Source organism: Nocardia sp. NPDC003482 (assembly GCF_053588115.1).
Genome location: NZ_JBSFPI010000015.1, coordinates 89,865 through 105,005, shown reverse-complemented (window position 1 = coordinate 105,005; position 15,141 = coordinate 89,865). Strand labels below are relative to the sequence as shown.

Annotated in this window: 12 protein-coding genes; 5 read left to right on the top strand and 7 right to left on the bottom strand. The window is 69.1% G+C overall.

All coding sequences use genetic code 11. The annotated features are described in order from the left end of the window. Nucleotides 1-2 precede the first annotated feature (2 nt). Nucleotides 3-800 carry an ABC transporter permease gene (locus ACWDSJ_RS23615; protein WP_450034276.1) on the top strand — a complete coding sequence of 266 codons (798 nt, stop codon included), beginning with the start codon at nucleotides 3-5 and terminating at the stop codon, nucleotides 798-800. Between the two features lie 78 nt (nucleotides 801-878). Here ACWDSJ_RS23615 and ACWDSJ_RS23610 read toward each other — a convergent pair whose 3' ends face one another. Then, the gene (locus ACWDSJ_RS23610; RefSeq protein ID WP_387356979.1) at nucleotides 879-1,238 is read right to left on the bottom strand and encodes a DUF4254 domain-containing protein; all 360 of its coding nucleotides are present in this window, start codon (nucleotides 1,236-1,238) and stop codon (nucleotides 879-881) included. A gap of 570 nt (nucleotides 1,239-1,808) precedes the next feature. Here ACWDSJ_RS23610 and leuS point away from each other — a divergent pair. Then, nucleotides 1,809-4,292 (top strand): leucine--tRNA ligase, encoded by a 2,484-nt coding sequence (gene leuS / locus ACWDSJ_RS23605; RefSeq protein WP_450034275.1) that lies wholly within the window; start codon nucleotides 1,809-1,811, stop codon nucleotides 4,290-4,292. 222 nt (nucleotides 4,293-4,514) lie between these two features. Beyond that, nucleotides 4,515-5,372, top strand: a complete 858-nt coding sequence (locus tag ACWDSJ_RS23600) for a hypothetical protein (protein ID WP_450034274.1) — start codon at nucleotides 4,515-4,517, stop codon at nucleotides 5,370-5,372. A 424-nt stretch (nucleotides 5,373-5,796) separates the two neighbouring features. Here ACWDSJ_RS23600 and ACWDSJ_RS23595 read toward each other — a convergent pair whose 3' ends face one another. From ACWDSJ_RS23595 to ACWDSJ_RS23570, 6 genes are all read right to left on the bottom strand, one after another. Then, nucleotides 5,797-7,650 carry a non-ribosomal peptide synthetase gene (locus tag ACWDSJ_RS23595; RefSeq protein ID WP_450034273.1) on the bottom strand — a complete coding sequence of 618 codons (1,854 nt, stop codon included), beginning with the start codon at nucleotides 7,648-7,650 and terminating at the stop codon, nucleotides 5,797-5,799. A gap of 196 nt (nucleotides 7,651-7,846) precedes the next feature. Continuing rightward, entirely contained in the window at nucleotides 7,847-8,812 is a 966-nt protein-coding gene (locus ACWDSJ_RS23590) for a fatty acid desaturase family protein (protein ID WP_450034272.1), read from the bottom strand. Then, entirely contained in the window at nucleotides 8,812-9,573 is a 762-nt protein-coding gene (locus tag ACWDSJ_RS23585) for a thioesterase II family protein (protein ID WP_450034271.1), read from the bottom strand. Before ACWDSJ_RS23585 ends, ACWDSJ_RS23590 begins: the two co-directional genes overlap by 1 nt. Before the next feature lie 25 nt (nucleotides 9,574-9,598). Further along, a complete protein-coding gene (locus ACWDSJ_RS23580) occupies nucleotides 9,599-10,888 on the bottom strand; it encodes a cytochrome P450 (RefSeq protein ID WP_450034270.1) in 1,290 nt (429 codons plus the stop codon). After that, nucleotides 10,885-12,591 (bottom strand): amino acid adenylation domain-containing protein, encoded by a 1,707-nt coding sequence (locus ACWDSJ_RS23575; RefSeq protein WP_450034408.1) that lies wholly within the window; start codon nucleotides 12,589-12,591, stop codon nucleotides 10,885-10,887. The genes ACWDSJ_RS23580 and ACWDSJ_RS23575 overlap by 4 nt, the downstream gene beginning before the upstream one ends. A 19-nt stretch (nucleotides 12,592-12,610) precedes the next feature. Then, a complete protein-coding gene (locus tag ACWDSJ_RS23570) occupies nucleotides 12,611-13,378 on the bottom strand; it encodes a hypothetical protein (RefSeq protein ID WP_450034268.1) in 768 nt (255 codons plus the stop codon). A gap of 389 nt (nucleotides 13,379-13,767) precedes the next feature. Here ACWDSJ_RS23570 and ACWDSJ_RS23565 point away from each other — a divergent pair, with 389 nt between their 5' ends. Further along, nucleotides 13,768-14,916: an NAD(P)/FAD-dependent oxidoreductase gene (locus ACWDSJ_RS23565; RefSeq protein WP_450034267.1), complete on the top strand. Its 1,149-nt coding sequence runs from the start codon at nucleotides 13,768-13,770 to the stop codon at nucleotides 14,914-14,916. 24 nt (nucleotides 14,917-14,940) lie between these two features. Further along, on the top strand, nucleotides 14,941-15,141 hold the full coding sequence (locus tag ACWDSJ_RS23560; protein WP_387356101.1) for an MbtH family protein: 201 nt from the start codon (nucleotides 14,941-14,943) through the stop codon (nucleotides 15,139-15,141).

The window sequence follows — 15,141 nt, the reverse complement described above, 5'->3', positions numbered from 1 at the left end:
CCGTGCTGGTGTGGACCCGCACCGGGCGGGCGGTGGTGCTGGCCGTCTTCGCGCTCGTGGTGCTGATCGTGTTCGCCGCGCCGATCGCGACCGTGGTGGCCGCGGCGCTGGCCGGACGATGGACCGGGCCGCTGCCGTCGCACCTGGGCTTCGCCAATTTCGGGCACGCGCTGTCGGGCGAGGAGGCGGCGAGCCTGTCGGTGAGTTTGCAGACGGCCCTGCTGGCCGGGGCCGTCGCGCTGGTGCTGGGCACCTGGGCGGCGCTGGCCGCGCGGGAGGCGCCGGGCTGGTGGTGGCGGCTCACCGACGCGGTGTTCCATCTGCCGGTGGCGGTGCCGTCGGTGGCGATCGGGCTCGGCGTGCTGATCGCGTTCAACGAGCGGCCGCTGCTGCTGGGCGGCACGAAATGGATAGTGATCGTTGCACATTCGGTGCTGGTGCTCGCCTACGCCTTCAGCGCGGTGTCGGCCGCGCTGGACCGGCTCGACCCGAGTTACCGGCAGGCCGCCGAATCGCTGGGCGCGGGACCGGTCCGGGTGCTGCTCCGAATCACCCTGCCCCTACTGCTGCCCGCGCTCGGCGCGGCGGCGGGTCTGGCGGTCGCGCTATCCATGGGCGAACTGGGCGCGACGATCATGGTCTATCCGGCGACCTGGAAGACGTTGCCGGTCGGCATCTTCGCGGCCACCGATCGCGGCGAGGTGTTCGACGCCGCCGCGAGCACGACGGTGCTGGTCGCCGTCACGCTGCTGGTGCTGCTGATCCTCGGGCGGCTGCGGAGCCGGGCCGCGCTGCGCTGAGGAACCGAACGGGCGTGCCGCGCCAGTCGACCGCGCGGCACGCCGGGCGAGGCGCGTCGTTGCGCCCGCCGTCTTCGATCACTGTTCCGGTAACCGACGGCGGCCACCGGCCACATCGATGACGAGATCAGTGTAGCCGTCGACGAGTTCGGCCAGGTGATACCAGTGTTTATGGGTATTGTCGCTGCGCGGTCCGTGGCGATCGATGGCCTGATTCGCGTCCACCCAACTGCGGGCCATCCGGTCCACCACCGCGCCGAGGCTCTCGGTGTGCAACTGCGCGCCGTTGCGGTGTTGGGGCAGTTCGTGATCCACCCAATCGTTGATGTCCTCCACGAGTTCGCCGCGCCGGCAGTCGATCTCGGCGAGCATCGACGGATCGCACACCGCCGCCCGGCGGCTGTGCAGTTCGGCCAGTGCTCGCGCCGACCGCAACAGCGCCCGATCCTGGAAGCGACGACCTTGGAACGCGCACAACAGCTGTGGCGCCGTCGGCAGCACGCCGGCCATCGACATGGTCGTCATCGTCGCTCCCCACAGGCATCTCGCCGCAACATCGATCGCACCAACATGATTGGTCTCCGGGGTTCAGATGTACCGCTTCGATCAGTGGTCCAGAACTAGGCTAGCTCGGATCATGCTCTTTCATCTGTAAGAACGCAACATTGCGTCCGCACAGACTCACCGGCCGTATCCAGGGCTTTCGCAGAACACACCGGTCGGTTCCATAACTGCCTTTCGATGCATGATCGTGGCGATGATAGAACCCGCTCGAACGTCCAGGTGCCGGACGCGCCACTCGAATCGCGACGTTCCGACGGCGACGGAAATCGACACTGGCCACACGGGTTTCGGGGAATGGGTTCGGTGTGAACCGGGCTTCACAAATGGGCGTGTCGCACAGGGCGTGTCGGACCGCGCGAGGGGGGCCGGGCTTGGGTTAGGAGCCCGGCCAACCCGTGTGACAGACTGACCTACGACCATCCGGGACACGAATGAACTGGACTCATGACCGCTGACAACACCTCGGCCGAGGAGACCTATAACCCGCACGCCATCATCGATAAATGGATGGACGTGTGGGCGGACCGCCGTACGTTCGAAGTCGAAAAGCTCACCGGGCTCGACGACAGCGACCGGCGTTATGTGGTGAGCATGTTCCCGTACCCGTCCGGCGATCTGCACATGGGTCATGCCGAGGTCTATTCGATCAGCGACGCGATTGCCCGATTCCTGCGTTTGCGGGGTTATCAGACTTTGTTGCCGATCGGCTGGGATTCGTTCGGTCTGCCCGCGGAGAACGCGGCGCTGAAACGCGATCTGGATCCCCGTGATTGGACATACGCCAATATCGAGACCCAGGCCGAATCATTCCGGCGGTTGGGCATCTCCTTCGATTGGCGTACCCGGTTCCACACCAGCGACCCCGAGTATTACCGCTGGAATCAATGGCTGTTCCTGCGACTGTTCGAACAGGGCCTGGCCTATCGCAAGGACGCGCACGTCAACTGGTGCCCCAACGATCAGACGGTGCTGGCGAACGAGCAGGTCATCCAGGGTCGCTGCGAGCGCTGCGGCGCGCAGGTGGTGCAGCGCGCGCTGACCCAGTGGTTCTTCAAGACGACCGCCTACGCCCAGCGGCTGCTCGACGATATGGCCGAGATCGACTGGCCCGCGGAAATCCTGACCATGCAACGCAATTGGATCGGGCGGTCCGAGGGCGCGTACGTCGATTTCACCGTCGAGGGGTACGACGAGCCGGTGCGGGTGTTCACCACCCGCCCGGACACCTTGTTCGGCGCCACATTCTTCGTGGTCGCCTTCGACGCCCCACTGGCCGCGCGGCTGTGCGCGCCCGAACGCAAGGACGATTTCGAGGCGTACCGGCAGGCGGCGTCGGCGGCCACCGATATCGAGCGGTTGGCCACCGATCGGCCGAAAACCGGTGTGTTCCTGGGTCGTTACGCGATCAATCCGGTGAGCGGTGAGCGGCTGCCGATCTACGCCTCCGATTACGTGCTCGCCGATTACGGCACCGGCGCGGTGATGGCCGTGCCCGCGCACGATCAGCGCGATCTGGATTTCGCGCGCGCCATGGATATTCCGGTGCGGGTCGTGGTCGACACCGGCGAACCGGACCCGAACGAAACCGGCGTCGCCACCGCGGGCGACGGAAAGCTGGTCAACTCCGGCGCTTTCGACGGCCTGTCCAAGGCCGAGGCGATCACCGCCATCACGGACGATCTCGCGCGCCGCGGGCTCGGCGAGCGAGCGGTCACCTATCGGCTGCGGGACTGGCTGCTGTCGCGGCAGCGGTACTGGGGCACGCCGATCCCGATCATCCATTGCGGCGCCTGCGGTTTGGTGCCCGTCCCCGACGATCAGCTCCCGGTCCGGCTGCCCACCAGCGGTTACGAATTGCGCCCGTCCGGCGGCAAGTCCCCGCTGGAGAGCGCCGAGGACTGGGTGCGGGTCAGCTGTCCCGCCTGCGGCGGCGAGGCCCGGCGCGACACCGACACCATGGACACCTTCGTCGACTCCAGCTGGTACTTCCTGCGTTACCCGAATCCGGACTACACCGACGGCCCGTTCGATCCGGCCGGGATCGAGCGGTGGCTGCCCGTGGACGAGTACATCGGCGGCAAGGAACACGCCACCGGCCACCTGATGTACTCCCGGTTCCTGACCAAGGCCCTGCACGACGCGGGCCTGCTGTCGTTCACCGAACCGTTCAAGCGCCTCACCAACCAGGGCCAGGTGCTCATGGACGGCAGCGCCATGAGCAAGTCCAAGGGCAATCTGGTCAATCTGCAAGAGCAGCTGGCCGCCTACGGCCCCGACGCCGTCCGCGTGACCATGATCTTCGCGGGCCCGCCGGAGGACGACATCGACTGGGCCGACGTCTCCCCCCACGGTTCGGTCAAATGGCTGTCCCGAGTCTGGCGTCTCGCCACCGAGATCGGCGCGGCTCCCACCGCCGACTCGGGCGCGGACCCCGCGGGCGACCTGGCCCGCTCGATCCACCGCATCATCGACCAGACCACGACGTTGATGACGGGCAAGCGCCTCAATGTCGCCATCGCCCAGCTCATGCAGCTCACCAATGTGCTGCGCAAGGCGGTCGACGGCGCCGAGGGCCCCGGCGACCCGATCGTCCGGTTCGGCGTCGAATCCCTCGTCCGGATGATGTCCTGCTTCGCACCCTTCACCGCCGAGGAGGCATGGGAACGCCTCGGCCACAGCCCCTCGGTCGCGGTGGCGGGCTGGCCCACCGCCGACCCCGCCCTGGTCGCCGCCGACACCACGACCTGCGTCATCCAGGTCGACGGCAAACTCCGCGACCGCGTGGAGGTCGCCGTGGACGCCGACGAGGAGTCGCTGCGCGGACTGGCCGTCGCGTCGGAGAAGGTGCGGCACGCGCTGGCGGGCCGGGAGATCGCCAAGATCATCGTGCGGGCGCCGAAACTGGTGAATATCGTTTCGGCTCGGTGAGTTCGGGGGCGGCGGTGCGGGTGCGGGGAGGACCTGCTCCGGACTTGAAGCAGCAGCCGCCCCGAACCTCCGAAGGCCGCACCGCACAATCGGACTCGGCCGTACCAGGACCGTAGGGCCGCCGTCGCTCGCCGGTCGGACGACGATGACCGGGAACGATCGAGGCCCGAGGCGACGATCCGGTGACCACTCGACATCGACCCGGACCGCCATCGTGGTTCCATGACCGACGATCTGCTCACCGCCCCTGTCACCGGTACCCCCCTGCCGGTCGATCGGTTCCGGGTCCATCGCACCGCCCGCACCGTCGACGTCGATCGCGTGCTGGACGTCCTCGACGGACGGCTCGCCGCCTACCTGGTCTCCGAATACGTCAGTGCCGCCGACTGTTCCGTGATCACCGCGAACTTCGCGAACTCGACCGACCGGATCCCCCGCTACGGCGAGGGCGCCGACGGCGTGGAGGCGTACGTCCTCGGCGCATCCCACATCGAGAAGACCACGGACCAATACCTTGACCAAGCGGCGGCCACCGCCCCCGCCATGCGGGCCCTCTACACCGGCGTCCACGACCCGGTGTCCCGTGTGCGCGAGTTGCTCTTGGCCACCGGGGCGCTCACGGGCCGTCCCGCACAGCACGACGGACGCCGTGCGGGGGATTCGAAGGCCGTGTGCTGGAACAATATCGGCGAGTATCTCCTCCTTCCCCACGACGACCTCGCCCAACTCAGTGATCCCCTGCAAGCGGGTTTCGAGATTCAAACCGTTCGCCGGGTACTGGCCATCAACGTCTACCCCCACGTCCCCGGGGCGGGCGGGGCCCTCCGAATCTGGAATGTCGCCCCGGACCACGCCACCCGTTCCCGGCTGGGCCTGACGCACAGCGGCTACCCCTATCCGCCCGAACTCCTCACCGCCCACCCCGCCCTCGACATCCCTGTGCATACCGGGGACCTCTGTCTGATCAATGGGAACCTCATCCATGCCGTTTTGGGCGGCGATGATCGGGACCGGGGGCGTCTCCTTTTGACCTGCTTCAGTGGTGTGTCGGATCAGGGGGAGTTCTTGTGGTGGACCTGATCGTCGAATCATTCTGATGCACAGGGGCATTCGCCGTTCAATGTGGCAAGACGAACTGCCGCGACCGGCAAGGCTACTCTCGGCCTCGGTTGATGAAGGCGAATCACTCTGACGGACAGCGTGATTCGCGGTCTCTTCGGTCGGACCGCCTTCGTGACGGACGCGACCAGCTGCCCGGTTTCACCAAGACGAATTCCCGTAACGGGCAGAGCCATCCGGGACGTCGTTCGATCAGGGCGAACCGCCACGGCGGATGTGACCGCTACGAGGCTCTCACCAACGAGGGCGACCGATGCCCTAACGGCGAGGAGCGCCTCACTGTTCTCCTGGGCGTGAACCTGGTCGAGCCCGTTCGGCGATTGCTGGGTAGCGGATGTCCGTCAGCGGCTCGGCCGACGAAGACGCATCGCTCCCGTGATGGCTCTCAGCGTTGGTCCTCGAGGTCGGCGAGCAGGGCCGTCACCTCCTCGTCGCTCAGGGCGGCGACCTCACCGTGCACTTGGACGACCGTATCGAGGTGGCCGGGCGCAGGTTCGTGTGCGCGCAGGAGGTCGGCTAGTTCGGCGATGGTGGGGGCGGCGAGCGCGGCGCGCGTCGGCAACTCCATCGCGAACTGCTCGCGCAGTCGCACCGTCAGCTGGGTGGCCAGCAGCGAATGACCGCCCAGGGCAAGGAAATTCGCGTGGATGTTCGGCTCGGCTCCCGGCAGGCCGAGCATGTCGTACCAGAGTTCGGCGAGCCGGGCTTCCAGACCGTCACGAGGCAGTTCCGACCGCGTGACCGCGGGTTCCGGCAACCGGGCCCGATCGATCTTGCCGTGCGGGGTGAGCGGGAAACGCTCGATCGCGACGACCAGGACGGGCACCATCGCCGCCGGTAGGACAGCGGCGAGGCGGGCCAGCAGGGCTGTCGCGTCGAAGCCCGCGGGCTCGGCCGGGATCACATACGCGACCAACTGATCCGTCCCGTTCGGCGCCGGGCGGACGATGGCCGTGGCATCGGCCACCGCCGCGTCCCCGCGCACGGCGGCCACCACCTCCCCCAACTCGATCCGAACCCCGCGCAACGAGATCTGGTCATCGCGCCGCCCGTGGAAGTCGAACTCCCCGTCGGGCCGAACACTCACCATGTCGCCCGTGCGGTAGAGACGCCGCCCTCCGCCCGCCGGGTCCGCTACGAACCGTTCCGCCGTCCGCCCGGGACCACCGAGATAGCCGCGCGCCAAACCGTCTCCCCCGAGCCAGAGTTCACCCGGAGTCCCCGCCGGAACCGGCCGCAGCCGATCGTCGAGGACCACGGCCCGCACCCCCTCGATCGGCCTCCCGATCGACGGCAGCCCCGGCCCACCCGACGGCACCTCCCCCGCCGTCGCCACCACCGTATTCTCGGTCGGCCCATAATGATTCACCACCGCGAACGGTGTCCCCGCCGTAGGCGCCGCGGTCAGCGCGTCACCCCCGACGAGAATCGCCCGCGCACCGATTTCACGATGCCTCGAATCCCGCAGCACCTCCTGCGCCAGCGGCGTCGGCAGAAAGGTCACGGTGATCCGCCGTTCGGCCAGCCAAGCGGTCAGACGATCCGGCACACCACGCACCCCCTCGGGCGGCAGATGCAGCCCGGCCCCGGCAACCAGCACCGGCCAGATCTCCCACACCGAGGCGTCGAATCCGATGGCGGCCACCTGCGCACACCGATCGCTGCGCGTAAGGCGGTAACGCGCGATATGCCAATCCACCAGATGTGACAGCCCACGATGCGGAACCACCACACCCTTCGGCGCACCGGTCGACCCCGACGTGTAGATGACGTAGGCCGAATTGTCCGGCCGAACCCCACCCTCCGGACGCCCTTCCTCCTGTGCCGCAATGGCTTCGGCGTCGCGATCCAAATCCACCACGATCGTCCCCGGCAGCGCCCGGTCCCCCGCCGTCACGACCACCCGCGGTTGCGCATCGGACACGATATGCCGCAACCGCTCCGCCGGATAGCCCGGATCCAGCGGAAGATACGCCCCGCCCGCCCGCAGCACCGCCAGCAGAGCCACGATCAAACGGGGCTCCCTGGGCAACCACACTCCCACAACGACTTCCGGCCCAACCCCCCGAGCCCGCAGCAATCGCGCAAGACGATCGGCCCACCGATCGAGCTCCCGATAACACAACACACCACCAGCCCAGGCCACAGCCGTCGCCCCCGGCTGCTCAGCGGCCCGCACGGCGATACGATCACTCACCGCCGAGAAACCCGGCGCAGCAACGTCCTTCGTGACACTCATCGAATCACCGCCCTGACTCGTCTACCCAACACGGCCGTCCCCGACCAGGACCGACCCGCAATTCGAATCCCGCCCAGCCCGACAGCGACATCGGGCCCTCGCACCGCCGCGAAAACCGGCAGGGATGCCAGTGCGCGTGGGGTTTTCGCGTCCACCTCGCCGATAGCAGGCAGCCGGGTGGAGATCGCCGCCGCGCTCATGAGTTCGTGGGTTGGTCGGTGGGGGCGCGGTGGAGGAGGGGGCGGCCGCGATGGAGGAAGCCGAGCATGGCCGGGACCGGGCTGACGATGCGGGGGCGGGCGTCGAGCAGGTCGCGGCGGCGGTCTCGGACGGTCGGGAGTTTGGTCCAGTGGGTGGCCGGGCTCAGGTGGTGTTCCTGGTGGTAGCCGTCGTTGAAGGTGAGGCGATTGTAGACGCGGCCGTAGTGGCTGACCGAGTCCGCGCCGCGGTGCGAGGGATCCGCGCCGTAGTGACGGTAATAGTTCTGCACGTTGACCAGAGCCAATGCGGCGAAGAAGGCCGGTAGATAACAGAACAGGGTCCACTGCCACGACAACACGGCGAACCCGACCAGCGACAGGCAATGCGCGGCGCGGTCGGCCCGCACCTGCCGCAGTTCCCGGCTACGGCGTGGCTCTCGATTCGACGCCAGCGCAAGCAGATTCGCGTCCGCGGGCCCGAGCCGCCACAACCGGACCACACCGATCAACTCCCGGCCCCGGCCGAGCAGCGAGTCCAGCGCGCCGAGCAGCACGTACCGCGGCAACGGCGTGTGGTCGCCGTCGTGTCCGTCGCGGTAGGTGGAGGATTTGTCCTTGGTGGTGCCGTCCGCCCCGATCGGATCGTTGTTGTACCGGTGATGATTGCGGACATGGGTCAGGTGATACGCCTGTACCGACTGCCCGATGGCGATCGAATTCAGCACCGACGCAATGGCATTGAGCCTGCCCGATACGAACCACGGCACATGGGTGAACAGATGCGACACCACGATGATGTTGTAGGTCATCATCGCCGTGACGACGAGGAAACCGACCCCGCGGACGACCGGTCCGGTGCTGGACCAGGTCAGCGCCGCGGCGATCATGACCGCCAGCTGCGACAGACTGATCCCGAGCAGCACGGCGTCCTTGGGCGAATGCGCCCAGATACGCGGTGACATCAACCCACCTCCGTCATCGACGCGCCCATCCCGGCGGCGAACTGTTCGAACAGAACCGTTGGGGCGCTGAGGAATTCGTAATGAGCACCGGGCAGCACGGTGGAGCTGAACCGGTCCGGGGTCGCGTACTCGCGCCAGCCCGTCATCTGCTCGGGCCGGATCTCCCGGTCGTCCGCCCAGCCGATCGCGACCACCCGGCCGGGCAGCCGGACCGGCTCGTCGAGGCGATAGCGCTGGTTGGCGGTGACGTCGGCGCGCAGCACCCGCAGACTCAGCGCGAGGATGTCCGGCTGCGGCTCGCCACCGAGAGACCGGGTGAGTTCGGCCAGTTCGACGGCCAGCTCGTCGTCGGTCATCCGCAGGAAGCGCCCGAAGGGCCCCTCGTGCGGAGCCACCTGCGAGGAGACGAACAAACAGTCCGGCCCCCGCGCGCCCAGCCGCAGCGCGGTGGCGAAGGCCGCCAGCGCGCCGCCGCAGTGCCCGAAGAACCCGAACGGCCGATCCAGCCACGGCTCCAGATCCGGGACCAGCAGTTCCGCCAGGTCCTCGTAGCGACCGAAATGTGGGTCGCGCATGCGGTTCTCGCGGCCCGGCGGCTGGATCAGGCAGATCTCGACCTCCCCGACACGGCGCGGCCAGTGCCGGTACATCGATGCGCCCAGGCCGGAGTAGGGGAAGCAGAACAGTCGCGCGGCGGCGTCGGGGCTCGGTGGGCGCAGCAGGCCGCCGCGTCGACGCGGCGCCGGTCGGGCAGTGGTCATCGCTCACCTCCATGGTCGCGCGCGGTCATACCGGGATCGGTCCGTCCTCGGAGCGCGCTCGATCGAGCAGTCGCTCGGCGTCCGGAAACAGCTTGGCTCGCACCGGGAGTCGTTTGATCCCGGCGGTGAAGGTCGAGGCGAGATGCTCGATCGGCCCGGCGATCTCGAATTCCTCGACGGCGGCGGTGATCTCGTCGAACAGCAGCCGCAGCGCGATGCGGGCCAGCGGCGCGCCGATGCAGTAGTGCGGCCCGTATCCGAACGCGACGTGCTGATTCGGGTTGCGGCTCAGATCGAATCGATAGGGTTCGGCGAAGACGCGGTCGTCCCGGTTCGCCGAACCCAGCCACGCCACCACCGCTTCCCCCGCGGCGATCGGCTCCCCGGAGAGTTCGGTGTCGGCGACGGCGTAGCGCATGAAGTGGTTGGCCGGGGACGCCCACCGCAGCCCCTCCTCCACGGCGGTCGGCGTCATCGATCGGTCCGCGGTCCAGCGCCGGTACTCGTCCGGGTTCTCCACGCAGGCCAGCACGGTGGCCGCCACCGCGTGCGGTGTGGTCACATTCGCGCCGAGCAGCAGGCTGTAGCAGTTGTAGACGAGTTCGTCGTGACGCAGGGCGCGTCCGTCGGCTCGCATGCGCACGAGGAATCCGAGCAGATCGTCACCCGGATCCTGTCGTCGCCTGCGCACCTGCGCGGAGAAGTAGGCGAACAGCTCGTGATGCGCCGCCGCCAAGGCCCCGTCACCGTCGCGGAAGTCGGGGTCCTCGGGGGCAATGGCCATGGTGGTCAGCCGTGTCAGCCGAGGCCAGTCGGATTCGGGAAGGCCCATCAATCCGCCGGTGAACATGATCGGGAACTCCGCCCCGGCCGCCGCGAGGTCCCACGGCTCGCCGTCCAGCAGCGGCGCGAGCATGCGCCGCACGATGCAGCGGATTCGCGGTGTGCTGGAGCGTAATTCGCGGGCCGAGAGGACCTTCGCCATGGGTGTGCGCAGCGCGGTGTGCACGGGCGGGTCGCTGGCGGCCATCATCTTGCCGCCCGCGGGGTCGGTGCCGCCGAGGATGGACAGCAGCGTGCCGCGTTCGGAGGTGAAGCGGGTGTGGTCGCGTAGCACGGCCCGCACGTCCTGATATCGGGTCACCGAACGGAATTCCCGGCCGTCGGGCAGGACCTGGCGGTGCACCGGGGCATCGCGACGCATCTGCGCCCACACCGGATGCGGGTCGCCGGTGGCGTACCAGTTCGGGTCGAAGAAGTCGATCGACGCCAGATCGATATCCGGCGTATCCGGCTGCGGCACAGTGATTCTCATCGACTCGCCCGCCCTTCGTCGACGAGCGTCGCCAGGTGGGCGACTGTCGGGTCGGCGTAGAAGTCGGCGGTCGACACCACGAATCCGTAGCGGGCGCCGATCTCGGCGGTGATCCGGGTGGCAATCAGGGAGTGGCCGCCGAGTTCGAAGAAGTCGTCCTCGACCCCGACCTGCCGCACCTGCATCAGATCCGCCCACAGTCCGGCGAGGAAGGTCTCGGTCTCCGTGCCCGGCGGCCGATAGTCGGTGCTGAGCTCGGGACGTTCCGGCAGGGTGAGCGTCGCCAACCGGGCGCGGTCGACCTTGCCGTTGGCGGTGAGCGGCAGTTCCTCGAGCCGATGGAACACCGCCGGAATCATGTACTGCGACACCAGCTCCGCGAGATGCTCGCGCAACTCCGCGGAGGTGAGCGTGATCTCGCCCAGGTAGAACGCGACCGGCACACGCCCGTCCGGTCGCTCCTGCGCGACCACGGCGGCGTCGAGGATCTCCGGATGCCGACGCAACGCCGCCTCGATCTCCGCGGGCTCCACCCGGAACCCGCGGATCTTCACCTGATCGTCCACCCGGCCGTGGAATTCCAGCACCCCGTTCCGAAGCGCGGCGAGATCGCCGGTGCGGTACAGACGCCCCCCGGGCACCCGCGGGTCGGGGCGGAACTGCCGCGCGGTCCGGACCGGATCATTGTGGTAGCCGAAGGCCAAACCCGCTCCCGCGGCCCACAATTCGCCGATCTCCCCGTCGGGCACGGGGTTCAGGTCGGCGTCGAGCAGATGCACCGTCGTGCCGTCGATCGGCCGCCCGATCGGAACTCGATCCGTGCCCAGCGGCGCGGTCATGCGGTGGCAGGTGGTGAAGGTGGTGTTCTCGGTCGGGCCGTAACCGTTGATGACGGTCAGGCCGGGCAGTTCGGTCAGGGCGCGGTCGGCGTGCGCGGCGGACAGGACGTCGCCGCCCGCCACGAGATATCGCAGCCCGCGCAGTCTTCCGATCCCGGCCTCGACCGTGGCGTGGAACAGGCCCGCGGTCAACCACAGCACGCTCACCCCCTGCCGTCCCACCAGATCGGCGAGCAGCGCCGGGGTCGGGTCGCCGGGCGGCGGCACCACCAACCGGGCCCCGTTGAGCAGCGGCCCCCAGATCTCGAATGTGGAGGCGTCGAAGGCGACGGGCGCCAATTGGGCGAACACCTCGCCGGAATCGAGCGGCAGCGCCCGCTGACCGCGCACCAGCCGCAGCACCGCCCGATGCGGAACGCACACCCCCTTCGGCCTTCCGGTCGAACCGGAGGTGTACGCGAAATACGCTGTGCTGCCGCTGGTTTCGGGTTCCGGTGCGCCCGCGGCGGGTTCCTCGGACAGTTCCCGAACCAGTTCGGGCGTGAGAACGACCTTCGCCCCGGCGTCGGCGAGGATGGTGGCCCGGCCCGTCTCGGGCTGATACGGATCCAGCGCGAGATACCCGCCGCCCGCTTCGAGCACCGCCAGCAGCGCCACCACCAGATCCGCGGAGCGGGGTAGCGCCACCCCGACCGGGTCGTCCGGCCGCACACCGAGCGCCCGCAACCTGCTCGCCAGGCGGCTCGCGGCGGCGTCCAACTGGGCGTAGGTGAGGTCGCCGTCGGGCGCGCTGAGCGCGATCCGGTCCGGGTGGTCGGCGACACCGCATTTGAACACGCTGGTGATCGTGTCGGCGAAATCCATGCGCACGAGGTCTCCTTTCTCAGCCGCGGGCGTGGGAGCCGGTGGGGACGGGTGGCCGGGTCGGCTCGGCGAGCAGCGTCCATATCGCGGTCGCGGCGGCGAGCGGACGGGACACCGAACCAGGTTCGGCCGCGTAGACCGCGGTGCCGACCGTGCGGGTGCGGCCCTGCTCCCGGCGCAGCGCGGCGACCACGATGTGCGGACGGCCCGCCTCGACGGGACCGGTGATCTCCGCGGCCATGCGGGTGAGCACGGCCGGTGCGGCGGCGGGGTCGCGCACCCAGCCACCCGGGCAGTCGAGTGCGCTCCAGATCAGCTCGGCGGACACCGGCCGCCCCGGCGCACCGGGCGGAACCCATTGGCACGCGGCGGTATTCGGCCTTTCCGGCACCGGGCCGGGAGCCAGCCGCAGACCGGAGCCGTCCGGGCGGTCGTGGCCGCAGACGAAACAGGTCGGGAACGGGTGCGCGCGGGGGGCGAAGGCCCGCGTCGCCGCGGCGGCGGTGGCCGCGTCGACGGGAGGCGGCGGATCCAGCAGCGCACTCGAGGCGGCGGGCGCGGGCGCGGCGGTGGCGATCAGCGCGTCGTCGGCGTGCACGAGCCAGCCGCGCCCGCCGCCGGTCAGGGTCATCGGGGTGTTCAACGGCGGCGGCCGCAGCAACGTGACCGTCACGGGCGCGGTCGATTCCGTGGCCCGGGCGAAGGTCGCGCAGGCGTAACCGCCGTGCGCGGAATTCGGGGGGCCGTTGAAGGCGGCGTCGATGACGACCTCGCGTGGCGTCGTCATCGCGAGGCTCCGCCGGGCACGCGTTCGATCTCCGCCGTGGTGGCTCGTGCCGCGACGGGGCCGGTCGGGAACGGTCGAACGATCATGTGCCGATTCTGTAAGCCGGGCCCGTCACCGCAGTGGCACCGATGCACCGGCCCGAAAACCGCGATCGTCCTGTTCAGTTCGCCGGAGGACGAGTGACCACGGGTTCCCCACGGACCGCGGCGATACCGGTGTGCCCGCGCCCGGCCGCGGCACGGGCTCCCGTACCCAACCCTTGATCCCCCCGCCCAGCACCGGCGTGCGCAGTGCCGTCACCGAAAACGTTGCGGCCCCGACGCACCAGCGGCTCGTCAGGCCCTTCACACACCATGGGCACGAGCCAACGACTACCTGGGAGATTCGAGATGTCGCTACCCTCGTTCGCGCGGATCGTCATCATCGGCGGCGGTGTCATCGGGACCAGCATCGCCTACCATCTCGCGGCCGCCGGTGTCTCCGACGTGGTGCTGCTCGAGCGCGGCGAACTCGGGTCGGGGTCGACCTGTAAGGCGGCCGGTGGGGTGCGCACCCAGTTCTCGGACACGGTCAACATCCAGATCGCGGCCCGAAGTATGGCCGCCTACAGCAGATTCCATCTCGACCACGGCCAGGAGATCGACCTGCGGACCGTCGGCTACCTGTTCCTGCTGTCCCGGCCCGACGACGTGACGGCCTTCGAACGGAATGTGGCGCTACAGAATTCGCTCGGCATCCCGACCCGGATGGTCGACCCCGACGAGGCCAAGCGACTCTCGCCCCTGATCGACACCGAAGGGCTCTTGGCGGCGGCCTATTCGCCGCAGGACGGGCACTGCACGCCGGAGTCGGTGGTGCTGGGCTACGCGACCGCCGCCCGCCGCCGCGGCGCGCGGCTGTTCACCCGCTGCACCGTCACCGGAATTCAGCTGGCGGGCGGGGAGATTCGCGCCGTCGACACCGATCGGGGCAGCATCGCGACGAGCACGGTGATCTGCGCCGCGGGCGCGTGGTCGGCCGCCGTCGGCGAAATGGTGGGCGTCGACCTGCCGGTGCTGCCCTATCGTCGGCAGATCATCTTCACCGGCCCGGTCGACGCCACGATCCCGGCACCGTTCACCATCGACTTCGCCACCGCCTACTACTTTCGCCGGGAGGGCCGCGGCCTGTTGATCGGCATGTCCGATCCCGATGTGCGGCCGGGCTTCTCCACCACCCCGACCGACGACTGGCTGCCCCGGCTGACCGCCACCGTGCGGGAACGCACACCCGGCCTGATGGATGTCGGCCTGTCCGGCGGCTGGGCGGGGCTGTACGAGGTGACGCCGGACCACAACGCGCTCATCGGTGAGTCCACCACCGTGAGCCGATTCCTCTACGCCGCGGGGTTTTCCGGGCACGGCTTCATGCAGGCGCCGGCGGTGGGCGAGGTGGTGTCCGATCTGGTGCTGGGGTGCGAGCCCTGCATCGATATCGGTTCGCTGCACGCGGACCGGTTCCGCGGCGAGGTGCCCCGCACCGAATTCGCCTACGTCTGACCGAGACTCGAGAGCGAGGACGATATGACCGACACCAGCGGCGTCTTCTCGGCGGTGGTCAACGCCGAGGAACAGTACTCGATCTGGTGGGCCGACCGCCCGCTTCCCGAGGGATGGTTCGACACGGGCGTCTCGGGCACCGAACAGGAATGCCTGGACCACATCGGCCGGGTGTGGACGGATCTGCGGCCGAAGAGCCTGCGCGTTCCCGGCCGGGCCGAGTGA